At 71.9% G+C, this 20,569-nt stretch carries 20 protein-coding genes; 10 read left to right on the top strand and 10 right to left on the bottom strand.

The window, feature by feature from the left end:
- Positions 1-28: 28 nt before the first annotated feature.
- The 3 genes from EAE32_RS02275 to EAE32_RS02265 form a co-directional block, all read right to left on the bottom strand.
- Positions 29-1,417 (bottom strand): agmatine deiminase family protein, encoded by a 1,389-nt coding sequence (locus tag EAE32_RS02275; protein WP_121864057.1) that lies wholly within the window; start codon positions 1,415-1,417, stop codon positions 29-31.
- A gap of 145 nt (positions 1,418-1,562) precedes the next feature.
- Positions 1,563-2,489, bottom strand: a complete 927-nt coding sequence (locus EAE32_RS02270) for a CPBP family intramembrane glutamic endopeptidase (protein WP_121864056.1) — start codon at positions 2,487-2,489, stop codon at positions 1,563-1,565.
- A 148-nt stretch (positions 2,490-2,637) separates the two neighbouring features.
- Positions 2,638-3,885 (bottom strand): multidrug effflux MFS transporter, encoded by a 1,248-nt coding sequence (locus EAE32_RS02265; protein WP_121864055.1) that lies wholly within the window; start codon positions 3,883-3,885, stop codon positions 2,638-2,640.
- A gap of 101 nt (positions 3,886-3,986) precedes the next feature.
- Here EAE32_RS02265 and EAE32_RS02260 point away from each other — a divergent pair, with 101 nt between their 5' ends.
- The 3 genes from EAE32_RS02260 (at position 3,987) to EAE32_RS02250 (ending at position 6,723) form a co-directional block, all read left to right on the top strand.
- Positions 3,987-4,574 carry a TetR/AcrR family transcriptional regulator gene (locus EAE32_RS02260; RefSeq protein WP_243635542.1) on the top strand — a complete coding sequence of 196 codons (588 nt, stop codon included), beginning with the start codon at positions 3,987-3,989 and terminating at the stop codon, positions 4,572-4,574.
- Positions 4,575-4,689: 115 nt separating this feature from the next.
- On the top strand, positions 4,690-5,658 hold the full coding sequence (locus EAE32_RS02255) for a DMT family transporter (RefSeq protein ID WP_121864053.1): 969 nt from the start codon (positions 4,690-4,692) through the stop codon (positions 5,656-5,658).
- Between the two features lie 144 nt (positions 5,659-5,802).
- On the top strand, positions 5,803-6,723 hold the full coding sequence (locus EAE32_RS02250) for an NADP-dependent oxidoreductase (protein ID WP_207803871.1): 921 nt from the start codon (positions 5,803-5,805) through the stop codon (positions 6,721-6,723).
- Positions 6,724-6,932: 209 nt separating this feature from the next.
- Here the strand turns inward: EAE32_RS02250 and EAE32_RS02245 are convergent, their stop codons facing one another.
- Positions 6,933-7,691, bottom strand: a complete 759-nt coding sequence (locus EAE32_RS02245) for an SDR family NAD(P)-dependent oxidoreductase (protein ID WP_121864051.1) — start codon at positions 7,689-7,691, stop codon at positions 6,933-6,935.
- A gap of 434 nt (positions 7,692-8,125) precedes the next feature.
- On the opposite strand from EAE32_RS02245, the gene EAE32_RS02240 reads away from it, so the two are divergent.
- The 4 genes from EAE32_RS02240 (at position 8,126) to EAE32_RS02225 (ending at position 12,333) form a co-directional block, all read left to right on the top strand.
- Entirely contained in the window at positions 8,126-10,132 is a 2,007-nt protein-coding gene (locus EAE32_RS02240) for an AMP-binding protein (protein WP_121864756.1), read from the top strand.
- Between the two features lie 106 nt (positions 10,133-10,238).
- Positions 10,239-10,700 (top strand): hypothetical protein, encoded by a 462-nt coding sequence (locus EAE32_RS02235; protein ID WP_121864050.1) that lies wholly within the window; start codon positions 10,239-10,241, stop codon positions 10,698-10,700.
- 107 nt (positions 10,701-10,807) lie between these two features.
- Entirely contained in the window at positions 10,808-11,878 is a 1,071-nt protein-coding gene (locus EAE32_RS02230) for a permease (RefSeq protein WP_121864049.1), read from the top strand.
- 89 nt (positions 11,879-11,967) lie between these two features.
- On the top strand, positions 11,968-12,333 hold the full coding sequence (locus tag EAE32_RS02225) for an SdpI family protein (protein ID WP_121846240.1): 366 nt from the start codon (positions 11,968-11,970) through the stop codon (positions 12,331-12,333).
- Positions 12,334-12,437: 104 nt separating this feature from the next.
- Here EAE32_RS02225 and EAE32_RS02220 read toward each other — a convergent pair whose 3' ends face one another.
- The 3 genes from EAE32_RS02220 to EAE32_RS02210 all read right to left on the bottom strand — a co-directional run bounded on the left by EAE32_RS02220 (position 12,438) and on the right by EAE32_RS02210 (position 14,817).
- A complete protein-coding gene (locus EAE32_RS02220; RefSeq protein ID WP_243635541.1) occupies positions 12,438-13,052 on the bottom strand; it encodes a hypothetical protein in 615 nt (204 codons plus the stop codon).
- Positions 13,053-13,062: 10 nt separating this feature from the next.
- Positions 13,063-13,356: a putative quinol monooxygenase gene (locus EAE32_RS02215; RefSeq protein WP_121864048.1), complete on the bottom strand. Its 294-nt coding sequence runs from the start codon at positions 13,354-13,356 to the stop codon at positions 13,063-13,065.
- Positions 13,357-13,512: 156 nt separating this feature from the next.
- Positions 13,513-14,817, bottom strand: a complete 1,305-nt coding sequence (locus EAE32_RS02210) for a dicarboxylate/amino acid:cation symporter (protein ID WP_121864047.1) — start codon at positions 14,815-14,817, stop codon at positions 13,513-13,515.
- Positions 14,818-15,101: 284 nt separating this feature from the next.
- Between EAE32_RS02210 and EAE32_RS02205 the strand changes: the two genes are divergently transcribed.
- From EAE32_RS02205 to EAE32_RS02195, 3 genes are all read left to right on the top strand, one after another.
- Positions 15,102-15,452, top strand: coding sequence for a hypothetical protein (locus EAE32_RS02205; RefSeq protein WP_240625157.1), 351 nt, complete (start codon positions 15,102-15,104; stop codon positions 15,450-15,452).
- A 115-nt stretch (positions 15,453-15,567) separates the two neighbouring features.
- Positions 15,568-16,575, top strand: coding sequence for an ABC transporter ATP-binding protein (locus EAE32_RS02200; RefSeq protein WP_121864046.1), 1,008 nt, complete (start codon positions 15,568-15,570; stop codon positions 16,573-16,575).
- Positions 16,572-17,375, top strand: a complete 804-nt coding sequence (locus tag EAE32_RS02195; protein WP_121864045.1) for a hypothetical protein — start codon at positions 16,572-16,574, stop codon at positions 17,373-17,375. The genes EAE32_RS02200 and EAE32_RS02195 overlap by 4 nt, the downstream gene beginning before the upstream one ends.
- Here the strand turns inward: EAE32_RS02195 and EAE32_RS02190 are convergent.
- The 3 genes from EAE32_RS02190 to EAE32_RS02180 are packed head-to-tail and all read right to left on the bottom strand — an operon-like array spanning position 17,356 to position 20,416.
- Entirely contained in the window at positions 17,356-19,179 is a 1,824-nt protein-coding gene (locus tag EAE32_RS02190; protein ID WP_121864044.1) for an ABC transporter permease, read from the bottom strand. The two genes, EAE32_RS02195 and EAE32_RS02190, sit on opposite strands and share 20 nt — an antisense overlap.
- Entirely contained in the window at positions 19,176-20,018 is an 843-nt protein-coding gene (gene modA / locus EAE32_RS02185; RefSeq protein ID WP_424321727.1) for a molybdate ABC transporter substrate-binding protein, read from the bottom strand. The genes EAE32_RS02190 and modA overlap by 4 nt, the downstream gene beginning before the upstream one ends.
- Positions 20,012-20,416: a TOBE domain-containing protein gene (locus EAE32_RS02180; RefSeq protein WP_121846454.1), complete on the bottom strand. Its 405-nt coding sequence runs from the start codon at positions 20,414-20,416 to the stop codon at positions 20,012-20,014. The genes modA and EAE32_RS02180 overlap by 7 nt, the downstream gene beginning before the upstream one ends.
- Between the last annotated feature and the right edge of the window lie 153 nt (positions 20,417-20,569).

Raw genomic sequence — 20,569 nt, 5'->3', positions numbered from 1 at the left:
GCCCGCGCGGGAGGCTGTCTGCGAGGCCTCAACCACGCGACGTCGCCCGCAGCCACGCGTCCGACGGGCGCGGCCAGCGCTGCACCCGGCCGTCCTCGGTGCGGACCTCCACGGCGTAGTCGAGCGCCTCGGCGTCCGGCGTGAACGGCAGGTGGGCCGTGTGCTCGCCGTTGAGTGCGGTCTCCGGCATGGGGGTGCGGGTGGTCTGCGTGCCCCCGGTCCGAGCGGCGTGGGGCTCCCGGCTCAGCAGCATCACCGCCTTCACCCGGGTGCCGCCGCAGCCCTCAGCGCGCACGCGCACCAGGGAGGGGTTCTCGGGCCCGGGGCGGCGCACGGAGACGTGCACCATCCTCGGGTCGAACACCCCGCGGACCCGGCAGTGCAGCACGTCCCCGTCCCGCCAGCCGGTGGGGCCCGGGTTGCGCGGGTTGCGCACCGCGTGGGGCTCCTTGTCGACGGAGAACGTGTACCCGCGGACCTCGTACCCGGGCATGGCGGCACGCCACTGCTCGAGGGCGGTCTCGTCCTCGGGGATGCCGTAGGACGGCACGTAGACGATCTTGTTGAGGATCACGGAGTTCACGTAGGGCGCCAACCCGCCGTGGGGGCTGATGCCGGTGTCCATGCGCAGGATCTCGAAGGGACGCCCGTACCGGGTGAGCAGGGGTTCCAGGTGCTCGGTCACGATCGCGTCGTAGCGCTCCCGCAGCGGGTGGTCCGCGGGCGGGCGCAGCACCAAAAGCCGCTCCTCGTCCAGAACCTTGAGCAGGCAGTCCGCGTGCTGGATGCCCCAGTTCTCGTAGTCGGGCAGCACCACGTGCTCGCTCATGCCCGTGGCCGCGGAGGCGTCCTGGCGCACCTCGTCCCACGTGGCGCCGTCGAACGCGTTCTCCGCGGCGAGCACCTCGGTGCTGAGGAGCATGTCGTGCCCGTCCGAGAGCACGTTGCCCCCGGTGAAGGCGTGCGGGAGCCGCTCGAACGGCAGCCCCAGGGCCCTCGCGAGGGCGGGCTGGGCGCGCTGGTCGAGCGGTTCGTACTCCAGGGCCGCGAGAGGCGCACGGTCCGCGGTCTCCAACGGCGCCCCCGGCTCGTGGGCGGTGAACGGTGTGGCGTACACGTACCGCGGGCCCACGCACCACAGCTGCCCGTGCTCGTCCATCACGGGGTGCGGGCCCCAGTCGCGCACCCACACGGCGTCGTCGCCCTGCGGGGCGCGCACGAACGTGACCCGGTCCGGGGCCACACCCTGGGACGCGAACCACGCGGCGGCGTCGGTCTCCGAGGCGGAGTCCGTCACGAGGACCCACAGGTGCTCGTCCAGCGCGAGGTCCCGCAGCAGGGCCCCGGGCAGCGCCGCGGGCCAGGTGACGAAGGCCCCGAGCGCGGGCTCCCATTCGGCAACGAGTCGTTTCTTCACAGTGCGGCCTTCCGAAGCGGTCGTCGTGCGGTTCGACGGAGGGATCGGCCACAGCGGCGCGACGCCCCGGCGCCTGAGCACCCCTCGACCTTACAGGCGCCGCCCGCTCCCGGGGGAGCGGGCGGCGGGACCGTCACCGAGGACCTCAGACGCGCGGTCGGCCGGTCGGCGAGTGGCGGCGCCGTCCCACGACCACCAGGACGACCGAGCCGATGATGAACATGACCAGGGGAATGACGGAGCCCTCCAGGCCGAAGGGCCCGCCGGTGAGCAGGGCGGAGCTGGCCTCGTCCGGGGTGTAGTGGCCCACGGCGGTGCCCACGCGGGTGTGGGAGACGGGAGCCCCCCACAGGTTGCCCTGGCTCCAGTTCCAGACGGTGTGGAAAGCGCAGGCACCCCACAGGCTGCCGGAGACCCACACCCAGAGGCCCAGGAACACGGAGACGCCGCAGAGGTTGGCCCAGGCCACCCAGGTGAGACCGCCGTTGGCGCCGTGCAGCACGGCGAACACCACGGTCTGGACGACGATGGCCGCCACCAGGCCCCAGCGGGGTGCCACGGCCTGCATGAGGTAGCCGCGATCCGCGATCTCCTCGGTGGAGGCCTGGATGGCGAAGCCGATGAGCAGCACCAGTGCCGGCAGCAGCATGCCCCACGTGGGGGTGCCGAGGGTCGCGGTTCCCATGGCCACGTTGACCAGTACGGTGACGGTGGTCATGACAAGGCCCAGGGCCGCCCCGAGCACGACGCCGCGGCCCAGCCCACCCCGGAAGCCGAGGGAGGAGACGGGACGCTTCTCCTTGAACTTCACCCAGGCGAAGAACAGCAGCATGGGGATCAGGAAGGACGAGGTCAGCAACAGCTGCCCACCGAACGAATCCGTGGGCAGCATGGTGGCGAGGGGCGCCACGGGAAGCTGGCCGAGAAGCATGATGAGCAGCGTGACCACGATCGCCAGGATCGGGCCGGTGGGGCGCCGGGCTTCGGACATGCCCTCCAGCGCGGGACGGGCGGGGCGGGACCGCAGGGGCGGTTCCGTGCTCCGGGCACTTTCAGCGGGGGATGCGGGCATGGTCTGCTCCTGAGTTGTCGGTGACACGGCAAGTACTCGACGCTGATCATAGAGGACCGGCGCCCACCATCCCCAGGTGGCGCGGGTGAGGCAGAGCAGCGCGCCGGACTGGTCTGTGAGCGCCCCCCTCAGAAACCCGCCTCGCAGGTCAGGCCTCCGCGTCCGCCTGCCCGGTCGCGGACCTCTTCCGGCGCGCCGCGAGGCCCGCGAGCAGCAGCGAGACGAGGGCGACGCCGAGCATCGTGACGGCCCAGGCCCAGGAGGCGGCGGAGGCGGGGAAGGCGATGAGCGCCGTCGTCAGCGCGCCGGCGAGGAACTGGGTGGCGCCCAGCAGTGCAGAGGCCGCACCCACGTTCTCGATGGCCGAGGACATGCACAGGGACATGAACGCGGGTTCGCACGCCCCCAGGCCCAGCAGCCCGAAGCCCACGCCGAGGGCCAGCAGGAGCAGCGAGTCGGTGAAGAGGGCCGCGGCGGTGGAGAGGACGCCACCGGCCACCATGACGAGCACGCCGAGCACACCGAGCCTGCCCGTGCTCATCCGGTACGCCAGCCGGTGGCCCATGACCGCGCCCAGCACCGAGGCGATGCCGGTGACCCCGAAGATCATGCCGAACTGCGCCTGCCCCACCCCGTAGTGGCCCTGGTACACGTAGGAGGCCCCGCCCAGGTAGCAGAACAGGTAGACGAAGCTGCCGGCGAGCGCCCCCAGCGGCAGCAGCATGCGCCACGAGCCCAGGTGCCCGGCGTACGCGCGCAGCACGGGGCCGAAGTTCAGGGCCACCCGCCGCTGCGGCGGCAGCGACTCCGGCAGCCACCGGAGCACCACGCCCAGTGCGGTGAGCCCGATCAGCGCGAGCACCAGGAAGACCGGGCGCCACCCGAAGAACTGGCCCACCCAGCCGCCCACGGCCGGGGAGATCATGGGCACCACCGAGGTCACGGTGACGAGGACCGCGAAGGCCTGGGTGGCGGCGTCGCCCGTCACGCGGTCCCGCACGGCGCTGTTGATGACCACGAACGCCATGGCGGCACCCGCGCCCTGCAGCATGCGGGCGACCACCAGGACGGCCATGCTCGGGGCCGCCGCCGCCAGCAGGCAGCTCGCGATGAACACCGCGAGGCCCAGCAGCAGGGGACGACGCCGCCCGAACGCGTCCGTCACGGGCCCCGCCACGAGCTGCCCGGCACCGAGCATCACGAGGTAGCCGGTGAGGGTGAGCTGCACGGTCCAGGACGGGGCGGCGAAGTCAGCGCCGATCTGGGGAAGAGACGCGAGGTACATGTCGATGGCGAACGGCCCCACGCCCAGGACGGCGGCGAGGGAGAGCAGGAAGGAGCGCGAGGCCCCGTCCTGGGCCGTGCTCTCCTGGGAGGTGTCAAGGGTGGCTGTCATGGCGGCGCTGGCCTTCTCGCTGTCTCTGCCCGCACGGCGGGTGGCACGGGACGAGGATATAGCATAGTTGTACGCTCGTACTAGTTTTTGGAGTGATGACCATGACCGGCACCCAGGCCCGCGCCGTGGAGCGCCGGGCGGACATCCTCGCCGCCGCGTGCGAGCTGCTGGCGCGCGGCGGGACGGCCGCCGTGACCCACCGCCAGGTGGCCGAGCGGGCGGGTGTGCCCCACGGCTCCATCCGCTACTACTTCGCCACCCGGGACGCCCTGCTGCGCGCCTGCGTGGAGGACATCGAGACCCGCCGGGACGCCGAGGCGCAGCGCGTCCTGCGGGAGGCCGCCGAGGACGCCGCCCGCCCGGACGCGGAGCTCACCGCGCACCGCATGCTGCGGGTCATCACCGGCAGCGCCCTGGGGGACGAGGACCTGCGGGGCACCCTGTGCTGGCTCGTGGACACCACCCGGGAGAACGCGGAGCTCGCCACCGTGCTGGCGGCGGAGCGCGTGCGGCTCGAGGCGCAGGCCCGTGAGCTGCTCAGGCTCAGTGGGCGCACCACGATTCCCGCGGAGCTGGTCATCTCCCTGGGCGAGGGGGTCATGTTCAAGCTGCACGTGGAGAACAGGACGGACATCGCCCGCCAGACGGTCGCGGCCATGGCCGAGCTCATGACGCTCCGGGGCGAGTGAGCAGCACCGGAGTTCACGAACCGTTCACCCGGGGGTCGGGGTGCAGCCACCTCCTGCTGACACACTTCGCCACCCGGTTGGCCCCGGCCCTTCCCCGTGCGCTCCAATGGTGGTGATGTCGACTCTCAGCGTCTCCCTCATCCTGCTGGCCGCCGTGGTGCACGCCGTGTGGAACATCCTCGCCAAGGGGGTCCGCGGCAACGGAACGCTGTTCGTGTGGTGGTACGGGCTCGTCTCGGCAATCGTGCTCGTTCCCGTGAGCCTGCTGGAGCCCGGCGCGTGGCAGTCCTGGGGGTGGCCGCTCGTGGGCGCTGCCGTGGTCTCCGGGCTGCTGCACACCGTCTACGGGATCGCCCTGCAGACCGGCTACGACCGCGCGCCCCTGGGCGTGGTCTACGCCGTGGCCCGCGGCACCGGGCCCATGATCACGATGTTCGTGGCGGTGCTGCTCCTGGGCGAGCAGCTCTCCCTCACCGCCGCGGCGGGCGCCGTCGCGGTCCTGGTGGGCGTGGCCGTGGTGGCCACGTTCGGCACTCCCACCTCCCCTGCCGCCGCCTCCTCCGAGGACGACGCCGCGGCCGCCGGTGGCGCTGCTGGCGACACCGCCGGGGGCAGCCCCTCCGCACCGCACGACGACGCCGCACCCGCCCCGAGGCGCGGCTCCGCCCTGACCGGCGTGCTCTGGGGTGCCGCGGTGGGTGCGTGCATTGCCGGGTACACCCTGTGGGATGACCACTCGATGACCGCCCTGGACCTTCCGCCCGTGCTGTACTTCGCGCTCACCTCCGTGGTGCTCGTGCTGACCCTGACCCCCAAGGCGTGGCGGCAGCGGGAGCAGATGGTGGAGTCCTGGAGGCTGGACCGGGGGAAGGTCGTGTCCGTGGGGCTGCTGTCCCCGCTCGCGTACATCCTGGTGCTGTTCGCCATGCAGTCCACGCCGGTGGCGCTGGTGGCACCGTTGCGGGAGTCGAGCATCGTGGTGGGTTCACTGCTCGCCTGGTGGATCCACAAGGAGAACCGCCTGGTCCCGCGGCTCGTCGGCTGCGCGGCGGTGCTCACGGGGATTGCGCTGATCAGCGCCTGAGACGCGAGGGCCGGGACCGGGACCGGGGCGACCGTGCGACGTCGCCAGGCGGACAGCGCAGGGAGCGCGCCCCGCGCACGGAAGAACTTGCCGCGGCATGGAATAAGGCTCCCGCCCGATCCCGTTGAGTCGGACATGACCACGATGAAGGCACAGACCTATCAGCAGTACGGCGACCCGTCCGTCCTGGAGCTCACCGACCAGCCCCTGCCCAAGGTGGGGCCCGGCGAGGTCCTGGTGCGGGTCAAGGCGGCGGGGATCAACCCCGTGGACTGGAAGGTGATGTCCGGCGGGCTGGACCCCGTGATGAACGCACAGTTCCCGGTGGTTCCGGGCTGGGACGTCGCCGGTGTGGTGACGCAGAAGGGCTTCGACACCCCCGGCGTCTCCGAGGGGGACGAGGTGATCGCCTACGCCCGCAAGGACTGGGTCCACGGCGGCACGTTCGCGCAGTACGTCTCCGTGCCCGTGCGGGCGCTCGCCCCCAAGCCGGAGGCCATGTCCTGGGAGGAGGCCGGTGGCCTGCCGCTCGCGGGGCTCACCGCGTACCAGGTGCTCACCCGGCTGGGCCTCGCGGAGGGCAAGACCGTGCTGATCCACGCGGCCTCCGGCGGGGTGGGCAGCATGGGTGTGCAGATCGCCAAGGCGTTCGGCGCCCGCGTGATCGGCACCGCGTCCGCCAAGAACCACGACTACGTGCGCGAGCTCGGCGCCGAGCCCGTGGAGTACGGCGAGGGCCTCGCGGAGCGCGTGCGGGAGCTCGCCCCGAATGGCGTGGACGTCGTCGCGGACTTCGTGGGCGGCGTCCTGGAGGACACCCTGGCCGTGCTCGCCGAGGGCGCCCAGCACGGCTCCATCGCGGACCCCTCGGTGGCGGAGAACGGCGGCCACTACCTGTGGGTCACCCCGGACTCCGAGCAGCTCACCGAGCTCGCCCGCCTGGCCGACGCCGGCAAGCTCGCCGTCCGCGTGGACCGCACATTCCCGCTCGAGCAGCTCCCGGAGGCGTTCGCCGCAAGCCAGGAGGGCCACGCCGTGGGCAAGATCGTGCTCACGGTCGACTGAGCTGCATCCTGCTCCCCGGGGGCCGCGCCGACCTCAGCGGCACGACCCCCCCGGGGCCCCGCGCAGGTCAGGACCTCGGGGTTCTGATGGCCACATGACGATGCCTCGTCACGGGTGGACCGTGACGAGGCATCGTCATGTGCGGGACCGTGCGGCGTCATCGCCCGGGGGTGCCCGTCTGGGGCGAGGCAAGCGCGCGGCAGCGCGGATCAGCGCGGCGCCATGCGCAGCGCGCCGTCCATGCGGATGGTCTCGCCGTTGAGGTAGTCGTGCTCCACGATCATCCCGGCCAGCTGCGCGAACTCCGCGGGCTGCGCGAGGCGGTGCGGGAAGGGCACGGACTCGGCGAGCGCGGAACGGAAGTCCTCGCCCACGCTGCCGAGCATGGGGGTGTCCACGATGCCGGGGGCGATCGTCATCACGCGCACACCCTTGGAGGAGAGGTCGCGCGCGGCGGCAATGGTCAGGGAGTGCACCCCACCCTTGGACGCGGCGTACGCGGCCTGCCCGATCTGCCCCTCGAACGCGGCCACGGACGCGGTGTTGATGACCACGCCGCGCTGCCCGGCCTCGTCCACGGGCTCCTGGGCGGTCATCACCTCGGCGGCGAGCGCGAGCACCGTGAACGTGCCCACCAGGTTGATGCGCACCACGCGGTCGAACAGCGCGAGGTCGTGCACGCCGTTGCGGCCCACCACGCGCGCGGAGGGCCCGATGCCGGCGCAGTTCACCACGGTGCGCAGCGGGGCGATCTCCGCGGCCCGGGCGACGGCGGCCCGCACCTCGTCCTCGTTCGTCACGTCCGCGGCCACGTACGCGAGCCCCTCCACCTGAGGAGCCTTCTCGATGCCGCCCGGCAGGTCGATGCCCACCACGTGCGCGCCGAGCGCGATGAGCCGCGCCGCGGTGGCCGCTCCCAGCCCGGAGGCCGCTCCCGTGACGATGGCCGAGGTTCCCGTGATCTCCATGCTCGCTCCTGCGCTCGTGCGTTCCCGGCGTCGGACGACGCCGCGTGGTTGCTGTCCCGGCCGATCGTACGGGCCCGCGCGGAGTTGTTCACGTCACAGCCGTTCCTGGATTGCAGGGGCAGACTGCAGCGGGCACCCATCCGCTGCGGGATCCTTCCGACCGTGCCGCGCGGTCCGCTCATGGCGGGCGGGTCCGCAACGTCCCTCGACCCTCACTGCAGCGCCTTGCCGTGCGGAGCGCACTCCCCAGCGAGACCCGACCGGCACGTTCCCTCGACCCCTCGATATTTCCCGTGACACGGACCACATCTCCACGCATTCCTGCAGTACCTTGGGGGAAAGTTCGCCCCCGGACCCCTGGCAGCCGCATGGTCACCGTGCCGCTCGCGGTTCGCCAGCGCGGCACCGGGGCCTGCACCTGGAACGAGGAGCCCATGAGCGAGTCCACCGCACCCGAGCAGTCCGTCACCGAGCGCTTCCGCGCCGCCCGGGACCAGCTGGTCCGGCTGCGCACCGATCTGGACGCCGCGCACGCCGAGTTCGAGTGGCCGCGGTACACACACTTCAACTTCGCCCTGGACTGGTTCGACGCCCTCGGTACGGGCGAGGAGGCAGACCGCGAGGCGCTGGTGATCGTGGAGGAGGACGGCACCCAGACGCGCCGCACCTACGCCGAGCTCTCCCGGCGCTCCTCCCAGCTGGCCACGTGGCTGCGGGAGCAGGGCGTGCGGCGCGGGGACCGGGTGATTCTCATGCTCGGCAACCAGGTGGAGCTGTGGGAGACGATGCTCGCGTGCACCAAGCTCGGTGCGCCAATGATTCCCACCACCGTGATGCTCGGGGAGAACGACCTGCGGGACCGCGTGGACCGCGGCAATGCCTCCTGGGTGGTCACCTCCCGCGGCAACGCCCTGAAGTTCGCGGAGGTCCCCGGGGACTTCACGCTGGTGGTGGTCCCGGACCAGCCCGACCACCGGGTGCGCCCGACCTCTAATGCCTTCGCCTCCCCCGCCATGGACCCGGCGCACGACGACGCCGCCCCGGCCGGCTCCGCGTCCGCCGCCGAGTCCAGCTCCGGGTCAGCCCGTGAGGGCGCAGCCGCGAGCACCCCGAACGGTGCGGCGGGCGGGGAAGGCGGCGCAGCGACGTCGTCGTCCGGAGGGTCGGAGCTGGAACCGATCGGCGGGCACCGTGTGCTGGACTACGCGCGGTCCTTTGACGGGCCGGAGACGTTCGAGGTGCTGGAGCCTTCCCCCGCGGACGCCACCCTGCTGCTGTACTTCACGTCCGGGACCACGTCCCTGCCCAAGCTCGTGGAGCACACCAACACGTCCTACCCGGTGGGGCACCTGTCCACGATGTACTGGATCGGCCTGGAGCCGGGGGACGTGCACCTGAACGTGGCGTCCCCGGGGTGGGCCAAGCACGCGTGGTCCAACTTCTTCGCGCCGTTCATCGCCGGGGCCACCGTGTTCCTCTACAACTACACGCGCTTCAACGCGGTGGCGCTCATGGACCAGATGGAGCGCGAGCACGTGACCTCGTTCTGCGCGCCGCCCACGGTGTGGCGCATGCTCATCCAGTCGGACCTGGGCCACCTCAAGAACCCGCCGCGCAAGACCGTGTCCGCCGGGGAGCCGCTGAATCCCGAGATCATCTCGCGCGTGAAGGCCGCGTGGGGCACGGACATCCGGGACGGGTTCGGTCAGACCGAGTCCTCCCTGCAGATCGCCAACACCCCGGGGATGCCCGTGAAGCCCGGGGCCATGGGCCGTGCGCTGCCGGGCTACGACGTGGTGCTGATCGACCCGAACACCGACGAGGAGAACGAGACCGAGGGCGAGCTGTGCCTGCGGCTGGACCCCCGGCCCGTGGGGCTCACCCCCGGCTACTACGGGGACCCGCGGAAGACGGCGGACGCGTTCCGGGACGGCGTCTACCACACGGGTGACGTGGTCTCCCGGGACGCCCACGGGGTGTTCACGTACGTGGGCCGCGCGGACGACGTGTTCAAGGCGTCCGACTACCGGCTCTCCCCGTTCGAGCTGGAGTCCGTGGTGATCGAGCACCCCGCCGTGGTGGAGGTGGCCGTGGTTCCCTCCCCGGACCCCATCCGCCTGGCCGTGCCCAAGGCGTACGTGGTGCTCGCGGACGGCCACGAGCCCACCGCGGAGACCGCCGAGAGCATCCTGCACCACTGCCGGGTCAATCTCGCGGCCTACAAGCGCATCCGCCGCCTGGAGTTCGCCGAGCTGCCCAAGACCATCTCCGGCAAGATCCGCCGCGTGGAGCTGCGCCGCCGGGAGGCGTTGCTGCACCCGGACACGCTGGAGGGCGCTGGTACGACGCCGGGCGGGCCCGAGGCGGCGGCGAAGGGTTCCGGGTCCGGCGAGTCCGTGGAGTACGCGGACACGGACTTCCCGTCGCTGCGGGGTGAGTGAGGGGCGGGGCGCCCGTTCCTGCGGCGCAGAGCCCGGATACTTCGAGCGCAGAACTCAACCAGCAGTCGCGGACCTTCACCGTGGAGCAGAGGACCAGGGAGGACCCATGGGCCACGGGCACAGCTTTTATCACCGCGCCTGCGACGTCGCCGCCGGGGAGGACATCGTGGGCATCACCGTGGCGGGGGATGGACGGGTGGCACTGGAGTACGGCGAGTTCCCGGAGAACCTGCGATGCAACTGGGCGGGGTTCCTTTACGACCTGTCGCTGACCCCTGCAATGCTGGACGACCTGTACCCGGACCTGCGGGTCGTCTCGGCGCGTCTGCATGAGGGGTACGGACACGTCGTCGTGTCGGGCGGAACCGCGCGGCGTGAGTACCGGCGCGAGATCACGCCCGTGGACCGCGGGCCCGCGGCCCTCGAGGTCGTGCCCTTCGACCCTACTGTCGAGCCACAGAGCATCAGCCACTTCTGGGACGGTTCGTCTCCAAGCGGCTTCATAGAAGAGCTGAGAGGCAACTTCCCCGATGGGGAGCCCCTGGGGCCGTACCTGAGCTCGGTGTGAGCGCCGCGCCTCCCGGCCGCCGAAGGATAGCGCCGGGCGTAGGCTGGCCCGGCGTCGTCGTCCCCCGGTGACGACGACGCGCACAGCCCCCGCTTCGAAAGGCCCCCGTGAGCACGACCGCGCCCGTCAAAACCCCCGAGACCGCCACCCCCGAGAAGCGCCTGGGCTGGGCGGGGCTCGCGCTCACCCTGGGGATCCTGGTGGCCGGGCTGATGTGGGCCAAGTGGCTCCCGTACGACCTCAAGGCCCACAAGCTGGCTGAGACCGGCGTGTGGGACGGGAAGGCGATCTTCGGCGCGGCCGGATCCACGCCGTCCCTGCAGGGCGCGTTCGACTTCACCGTCGTGTACCTCAAGGCCGTGTGGAAGGCCGCGCTCGTCGCCCTCCTGGTGGCCGCCGCGCTGGAGTCCCTGGTGCCGCGCCGCTGGCTGCTCCGGGTGCTGAGCCGCAGGACCTCCTGGGGGCAGGGCATCTCGGGAGCGCTGCTCGCTCTGCCCAGCATGATGTGCACGTGTTGCACGGCCCCCGTGGCCATCGGCCTGCGCCGCTCCGGCGCGCCCGCGGGCGCGACCGTGGCCTACTGGCTGGCCAACCCCCTGCTCAACCCCGCGGTGCTCGTGTTCCTGGGGCTCACCATGCCCTGGCCGTTCGTGACCACGCGCGTGGTCGTGGGCGTGGTGGTGGTCCTGGTCGCGGCCGTGCTCGTGAGCCGGCGCTTCTCCACGGTGCAGGTGGAGACGCCCGACGCCCTGCCCGCCGATCCGCGGACCTGGGGTGAGATGCTCGTCCGCTTCGGGAAGGCCCTGGGCCGCTACCTGGTGGTCCTGGTCCCGGAGTACGTGGTGCTCGTCCTGCTCGTCGGGTTCTTCTCCGGGTGGCTCTCGAACGTTGCCGTCCTGAGCCAGCACGCCGGGCCGCTCGCCCTGCTCCTGGTGGGTGTGATCGGTGCGGCGCTGGTGATCCCCACGGGCGGCGAGATTCCCGTGCTCGTGGGTCTCACCGCCGCGGGGGCCAGCTATGGCGTCGCCGGGGTCCTGCTCATCACCCTGCCCGCGCTGAGCATCCCGTCCATCGTGATGGTCGCCCGCCACTTCGGGGTGCGCACCACACTGCTGGTGACGGGGTGGGTCGTCGTGGGCGGTCTGCTCGCGGCCGGGTTGCTCACGGTCCTGACCTGACGACGCCGCTTACTCCCTCCCCGTGCGGGCTCGCCCCCGGCGCACCCCACCCCGTGCCCCGGCCACGCACCCCGGGTATCGTCCCTCGCATGGACGATTCCAGCGCAGGAGCCCTCATCGGCATCGTCATGTCCGTGGTGGTGCTCGGCATCCTCTTCATGGTCACCCGCATGGGGGCCAGCGGGGAGATGGGACGGAACGGCGCCGTGGGCATCCGCACCAAAGCCACGAAGCGCAGTGACGCCGCCTGGCGCGCAGGTCACGCCGCAGCCCTCCCGGTGGCCAGAACCGCGTGTCTGGCGATCCTCGTTCTCGACCTGGTGTGTCTGGCCCTGGTCTTCCTGGGCCCCGCGGGGCTGGTTCCGTGGCTCGGGGTCATCCCGTCGGTGGCCATCCTGGCCGCCGCGGTTCCCCTTGTTCTCGCGGCCAAGAAGGGTGCCGACGGCGCCGCCTGAGTCCCAGCGCCGCACTCGCCGTGCGGTGGCGGCGGCGTCGTGATCCGGAGCGGCCTGTCCGGGCGGGGCGCGGCGTCGTCGTGGTCCGGGACGGCGCGGCAGGATCAACCCGCGGCGAGGGCGTAGATCCCGCCCAGGAACACCACCCCGTAGGCGGAACCCGCCACCAGCTGCGGCCACGTGTGCGCGCCCAGGACGCGGCGGCTCACGCAGACGGCCACCGCGACCGGGACGAAGAGCAAACCCCACGGCCCCCACGCCAGGGGCAGGATCGCCGCGGTGCCGCCCATCATCATGCCGTGCACCGAGATCTTCCACCACGGGCTCACCAGGGCCACCACGGCGCTGGCCGCGAGCGTGGCGGTGAGCAGGCCCGTGATCTCCACGGGCCCGTGGAACGCGAGGTTGACGGCCAGGAACGCGGCCACCAGCAGGAACGTGCCGGCCATGACCGGGCGGCGGTGCTCCTTGACGCTCACGTGGTGGTCGGTGAGCACACCCCGGCGCGCCAGCACCGTCACCGTGGCGAGCGAGACCCCGCAGACCGTCAGCGCCGCGGCCACGCCCCACAGCAGTGCCCCGACGCTCCCGTGCGCGGTCCACGGCAGGACCACCAGCAGCGCGGCCAGCACGAGCGGCGCCTGGAAGACCTCGCTGAGGACCACGGCCCAGGCAGGGTCCGGGCGTAGCGGCGGCGTCGTCCCGTCGTGGTTGGTCACGCGCGGCCCGTCAGAAATCGAGCGTCTGGTACGTCTCGTGCTCGTTGCTCTCCAGCGCGGGGAGCGCCTGTCCCACGCCCCAGCGGGCGAAGTGCTCGGAGTTCACGTGGGCTGTGAAGGCGTCCTTGTCCGTGTAGACCTCGAAGATGCGGAACACGGCGGGCTCCTCCGGGCTCTGGTACGCCTGGTAGTAGAGGTTGCCGGGCTCCTGGCGGGCCGCCGGGGAGAGCTGGGCGAGCGCGTCCCGCACGGTCCCTTCCTCGCCGGGCTTCGCGGTCCAGGTGGCGCTGCAGACGAAGGCCATGGGGTGTCCTCTCTCGACGTCGACGCCGGGCGGTCACCGGCCCGGCTCATGCTACCGATCCGCGTGGGCGGGGTGTGGTGGGCACCCCTCCGGGCTGGCGCGGTTCGGCAGGGAGGGCTCCGAGCGGCGTCGTACCGCGGGCCCGCCTTCGGTGGCTCAGCCGGCGACCGCAGCGGGCGTGGAACCGCCGACCGCGCCCGGTCCTGCGGTGCGGGACCGGCGCTTCCTCCGCCCCCCGCCGTCCACGATCCGCGAGCCGGCGAGGTCGCCGGTGACGTTGCACAGGGAGCGGATCATGTCGAGGAAGGCGTCGATGCCGGCCACCAGGGCCACCGGACCGAACGGCAGACCCGCCTGGGTGATGGCGAGCGAGAGCATGATGAGTCCCGCCCCGGGCACACCCGCCGTTCCCACGGAGGCGAGCACCCCCACGAGGGCCACGCTGACCAGTTCCGTGAGGCTCAGGTCCACCCCGGCGACGTTCGCCACGAAGATGACGGAGGCCCCCACGTAGACCGCGGTGCCGTCCATGTTGATGGTGGCGCCCAGGGGCAGCGTGAAGCCGTAGACACCCTCGTCCACGCCCATCTTCTCCGCCGCGCGCATGGACACGGGCAGGGTCCCGCTGCTCGAACGCGTCACGAAGGACATGAGCATGGGCTCCTTGGCTGCGGAGAAGAACCGGCGGAGCGAGTGGCCGAACAGCAGCAGGAGCACGCAGTACAGCAGAACCTGGACGGCCACCCCGCCGTAGACCGTGGCGGTGAGCATGGCCAGGGGCGCCACGGCGTCCACGCCCGTCTCGCCCAGGGTGACGGCCAGCAGCGCGAACACGCCGATGGGCGCGTACTCCAGGATCCCGCGGATCGCGATGAAGGTGACCTCCGCGCCCGCCTCGAAGAACCGGCGCATGTTCTCACCGAGACCGGCCAGCCGCTCGTCCTCGCTGTTCCGCAGGACGCCCAGGGCCAGCCCGAAGACCAGGGCGAAGAACAGGACGGCCAGCATGTCCCCCTCGACCATGGCGCTGAGGGGGTTGGTGGGCACGATGTTGATCAGCACCTCCTTCAGAGGAGGTGCCTCCTTCGGTTCCGCCCCTGCACCGTCCGGCAGCACGAGTCCCGCGCCGGGCTGCACCAGGGAGGCCAGCGCGAGCCCCAGGGTGATGGCTACCACGGTGGTGAGCATGTAGTAGACCATGATCTTCACCCCCACGCGGCCGAACTGTCCTGCACTGCCGGACGACACACCGACCACCAGGGTGAACACCACCACGGGAACGACCATCATCTGCAGCAGCCGGAGGAAGACCGTCCCCAGCGGCTCGATGACCGCGATGTCCGGACCCACCAGCAGACCCACCACAGCACCCAGCACCAGGGCGATGGCGAGCTTGTAGATCAACGGGAACGCCAGATAGCGCCGCCACCAGCTCCGGTTCTTCTCGGCAGACACAGTCACAGGTCCTTTCGTCGCCCCGGTTCGGGGCAGGCAGGGCAGGGCCATGGCCTGCTATCACACGGTGGGCCCCTCACGGTGGCCCCGGTCACGGTAGCAGGGGCCGGGTCCCCTCCTGCCCAGGGCATCGGAACGGGCGAGGTGTCATCCCGGGAACCCGCGGTGGGCACCTGGGGGATCAGACGCCTGTCATCGACCGACGGAACGCACTGACCGCTTGGCTGTTGTTTTCCGCTGCACGTGCCGGGAAAATCAACACACCACGCGTCGACGGAAGAAGGGGCGGTATGACGACCAAACCCACCATCCGCATGTTCAACGAGTACGGATGCCCCTGGCCCTTCTGGGGAGAGGGTGGCCTTCTGGCTGAGGAGGACTTCCAGCTGCCACCCGACCTCGCTGCGGACATCCTGGTCTGGACCCGGAACTTCGACGAGCACTTCGACCCCTTCGAGGGCCGGCCCACGGAAGAGCAGCGCGAGGCCCACCGTCGTGAGGGCGAGCGCCTCGCGGAGCGGGTGCAGGACGCGGTGGGCCCGGGAATCAGCATCGACTTCGACGCGTGGGAGTCGGCCGCCGGTGGGCCGGACCGTCCCTGGTGGAAGCGGATCTTCCGCTCACGCGTCGAGCGCGCATGAGAACCCTGTCCGCCTGATCGCGTAGACGCTTCATCCCTGCCGCGGAGCCCCACGGGACTCGCCTGCATCCCCCACCTCCGCGGTCTCGCCCCGTCCAACCGTCAGGATGGAGGGCATGATTCGGATCGAGCACCTGACCAAGCGCTACGGCGGGTTCACCGCGGTGGACGACATCTCGTTCACGGCGCAGCCCGGCCGGGTCACCGGGTTCCTGGGGCCCAACGGCGCGGGCAAGTCCACCGCCCTGCGCATGCTCACCCACCTCACGCCCGCCACGTCCGGCAGCGCCCTGGTGCTGGGCCGCCGCTACGAGGACCTCCCCAACCCGAGCCGCCACGTGGGCGTCATGCTCGACGCCGCCGCCCAGCACCCCGGGCGCACCGGCCGGGAGGTGCTGCAGCTCGCGGCCACGATCACCGGGATGGGCCGGTCCCGTGTGGACGAAATGCTGGACCTGGTGGGCCTGGAACGCTCCGAGGCCTCCCGCCGGGTCAAGAACTACTCCCTGGGCATGCGTCAGCGCCTCGGCCTCGCGGGGGCGCTCATGGGCCGCCCGCAGGTGCTCGTCCTGGACGAGCCGGCCAACGGCCTGGACCCGGCCGGCATCCACTGGATGCGCGGGCTGCTGCGGGACTTCGCGGACCGGGGCGGCACCGTGCTGCTGAGTTCTCACCTGCTGCACGAGGTGGAGCTCATCGCGGACGACCTCGTGATGATCGGCCACGGCCGCATCGTGGCGCAGGGCCGCATGACGGACCTGCTCACCACCCGCCCGGGCTGCGTGGCCGACGCCGAGGACCGGACGGCCTTCGCGAACGCGCTGAGCGCCGTCGGCATCTGCTTCTCGGGACGCACGGACGGTGCCGCGGAGATCGAGGCCGACGCCGCCCGCGTGGGTCGCGTGGCCCTCGACGCCGGGGTGCCCCTCACCCTGCTGCGCCCCGCGGACAGCACGCGCCTGGAGGACATGTTCCTGCGGCTCACCGCGGACACCGCCCGCGGCGGGCCGAGCGAAAGCACCCCGCCCCAGAGCCTCCCGTCCCAGAGCCTCCCGTCCCAGCACACCCCCGAGCAGGATGCGCCCGCCCGCACGGCCCCCGCCCGAGAGGAGACCCGCGCATGAGCACGGCACCCACCACCCCGAAGACCGCGGCGCCCTGGACGCAGCCCCAGCTGGAGGGCCGCGGGCTCTCCTTCCTCACCCTGCTGCGCGTGGAGCTGCGCAAGCAGGTGGACACCCGCGCGGGCCGAGGCCTGCTGATCGCCATCGGCGTGCTCACCGCCCTCGTGCTCGGACTCACCACGTGGATGACCCGCGAGGAGGGCGCCGAGCTCCCCGGGCTCTTCGTCCTGACGATGACGCCGCAGGGGTTGCTGCTGCCCGTGCTGGGGATCATCACGGCGTGCAACGAGTGGAGTCAGCGAACCGCCCTGATCACGTTCACCCAGGAACCCCGCCGACTCCGTGTGGTGCTCGCCAAGCTCCTCGCCGCGCTGGTCCTGGGAACGGTGGCCTTCGCGGCGGCGTGGGTCCTGGCACTGATCGCACACCTGATCTCGGCCGGTCTCTCCGGCAGTCCCGTGAGCATCGATTCCGATTCCGGGCAGCTGGCGGGCCAGTGGCTCACCCAGATGCTCGCACTCTTGCAGGGTGTGGCATTCGGCCTGGCGCTGCTGTCCGTACCCCTGGCGATCGTCGCCTACTTCGTCCTGCCGACCCTGTACTCGGCAGTCGCGCTGATGGTGCCTGCCCTGCGGGATCTCGGCGCGTGGGTGAACATGACCGCAGCCTCCTCTCCGCTCATGGAGGGCGTAGACCTCACCGCCACGCAGTGGGGGCAGCTGGGCACCTCCTCGCTGCTGTGGATCGGCCTGCCCCTGGTGATCGGCATCTGGCGGGTGCTCACCCGCGAGGTGAAGTAGGGTCCGAGCGGGGGTCTTCCCAGACCCGGGAAGCGGCCCGCTCCATCCGCACCACCCGGTCCGCGAGCTCGGCCACGTCCGCGCCGTCGTGGGTGACGACCACCGCCGTCCTCCCCGCGAGCACCCGGCGCAGCACCGCGCGCATCCGGGGCCGGGCGGCCACGTCCAGCGCGCTGAGGGGCTCGTCCAGCAGGACCACCCGGGGTTCCGCGGCCAGCACGCGCGCGATGGCCACCCGCTGGGCCTGACCACCCGAGAGCTCGTCCGGGTGCCGGTCCGCGAACTGCTCCGCCCCCACCTCCCGCAGCCACACCAGCGCACGACGCCGCCCTTCCGCCCTCCCGGCACCCCTCGCCCGGGGGCCGAACGCCACGTTCTCCAGGACACTGAGGTGGGGGAACAGCAACGGCTCCTGGGCCATGAGAGCCACCCCGCGGCGGTGGGCGGGAACCCACACGGGACGCTCCCCCGAGCCGCCGCTCACCATGCACCGGAAACCCACGTGCACGCTGCCGTGGTCCGGGGCGATCAGGCCCGCGACCACGCCGAGCACGGTGGACTTCCCCACCCCGTTCTCCCCGAGCAGCGCCACGGTCTCCCCCGGTTCCACGGTGAACTCGGCGGCCACCCGCCGCTGCTCCTGGGCCACCGCCACCCGCAGCCCGGTGACCTCGTGCGCATCCTTCGTCAGGACCTCGGCGGAGCTCGAGGACGACGGCGCGTCGTCGGGTCTTCGCGGAACGCCGCCTTCGCGGGGACGTCCGGCGTCGGCGCCTTCACCGGGTGCACGAGTCTCGGCAGCACCGCGATCCGCCTGCGCAACAAGCGACGTCCCGGGACGGCCCCCAGGCGCCGGGTCCCCCGCGGGTGAACTCTCAGCGCCGGGGGCGACACCCGTCGGGGCGTCGCCCCCGAGCCGTTCCTCACGGCCGTGACCAGTCACCTCATGCGTTGCGTCGCCCGGGGCCTCGGCGCGGTCCCGCTCGAACCACCCGGTGAGGTTGCTGCGGAAGCCGGCGCCGCGGCGTCGTCGTGCGGGGGTGCTGAGACCCACGACCAGCAGCGCGACCAGGACGAGGAGGAGGGAGAGAGCCACGGCGGCGTCCGGGTCCGTCTCGCGCTGGAGGTAGATCTCCAGCGGCAGGGTGCGGGTGACGCCCTCCAGGCTGCCCGCGAACGTGAGCGTGGCGCCGAACTCCCCCAGGCAGCGGGCGAACGAGAGGGCCGCGCCGGAGAGCACCGCGGGGAGGGCCAGCGGGAGGGTGACGCGGAAGAGCGTGCGCGTGGGGGATGCCCCCAGCCCGGCGGCGACCTGTTCGTGGCGGGTGCCCGCGGTGCGCAGGGCACCCTCCAGGGAGACCACCAGGAACGGCAGGGCCACGAACGTCTGCGCGAGCACCACGGCCGCGGTGGAGAACGCGATGTCCACGCCCAGGGCGGCGAGCGGACGGCCCAGCAGGCCCGTGCGGCCGAACGTGTAGAGCAGGGCGATGCCGCCCACCACCGGGGGCAGCACCAGCGGCAGGAGCACCAATGAGCGCAGAACGGTGACCGCGCGGGCGGTAGAGCGTGCGAGCACGAGTGCCAGCGGGCACCCCAGCACCATGCACAGCGCCGTGGAGACCACCGCCGTGCGCAGGCTCAGGGACAGCGCCGCGAGCGAGGACTCGCTGGTGAGCAGCTCCTCCAGGTGCACCCAGTCGATGCGCAGCAGCAGGCCCACCAGCGGCAGGAGGATCAGCAGTGCCCCCAGCACGGCGGGCAGCAGCACCCACCGCGGTGCGGCGGAGAAACCGCGCCTCACGGTGCGCCGAAGCCCGCGTCCACCAGGACCTTCTGACCGCGCTCGCCGGTGACCAGGTCCACGAACTCACCGGCCAGTTCCGGGTTCTTTGCCTTGCCCAGGGCCACGATGGGGTACGTGTTGACTGCCTCCCCCGTCCTGGGGATCTCGATGCTCTTCACCGCGTCCACCGCGGACTTCGCGTCCGTGACGTAGACGATTCCGGCGTCCGCCTGGCCGCTGGTGACCTTGCCGAGCACGTCCGTGACCGCGTTCTCCTGGCTGACGGGCTGGAGCGTGACACCGTTGGCCTTCTCGATCTCCTGGGTCGCGGCACCGCACGGCACCTCCGGGGCGCACGTGACCAGCTTGACGTCCTGGTCCACCACGTCCTGGAAACTCTCGATCCCCGCCGGGTTGTCCTTCGGCACCACGAGCGTGAGCACGTTGGTGGCGAAAACCTGTGGCTCGCCCTTCGTGAGGCCCGCCTCCGTGAGCTTTGCCATGTTCTTCTGGTCCGCGGAGGCGAACACGTCCGCCGGCGCACCCGCCGTGAGCTGCTGCACCAGGCCCGAGGATCCGCCGTAGTTCACGCTCACGTCCACTCCCGGGTGGTCCTTCTCGAAGTCCTCGGCCAGCGTGTCGAAGGACTTGGTCAGGGACGCCGCCGCGGACACCCGCAGGGTCTTCTCCCCGCCCCCGCTCCCGCTTCCGGCGGACGACGCCACCGCGCCCCCTCCCCCGCTCTGCCCACCGCAGCCGGTGAGCACCAGGGCGCTCAGACCCACCGCGGCAGCGAGTGCCGTGAGGCGCCGACGGGCCGGCCGACCGGTCCCCGACTCGTGCCTGTTGCTCAGCACGTGCGCCCCTCCGTCTCCACGATCACCGCGGTGGACTTCACCACGGCCGTGGCCACGGACCCCGGTTCCAGCCCGAGGTCCTGCACCGCCTCCGTGCTCATGAGGGACACGATCCGGTGCGGTCCGCACTGCAGCTCCACCTGGGACATCACGCGGTCCGAGGTCACGGCCGTCACCAGCCCCACCAGCCTGTTCCGGGCCGAGCTGCCCACCTTCGCGGGGTCCTCGGGATTCACGGCGTTGCGGCGGACGAGCTGCGCGAGCTCCGACCCGTCCACCACGGTGTGCCCCGCGGGGTTCTTGTGCCCGGTGAGCGCACCCTGCTCGATCCACCGCCGGACGGTGTCGTCGCTGACGCCCAGGAAGGTGGCCGCCTGGGCCACACGGAGAGAGGTCATGGGCACACTTTATCCGCAGCTGCGGATGCCCCATCGGCTTTCGACCGCACATGCGGGTAGGTGGCCCGTGAGGGTGCCCACCTCTCCCCTCCGCCTCTGCGCAATAACGGAGCAAACGCACCAGAACCGCTCGATTTCTGCATCTGCTCCGTT

This window comes from Kocuria tytonicola (assembly GCF_003687175.1).
GTDB lineage: Bacteria > Actinomycetota > Actinomycetes > Actinomycetales > Micrococcaceae > Kocuria > Kocuria tytonicola.
This window is presented reverse-complemented; position numbering and strand designations above follow the sequence as displayed.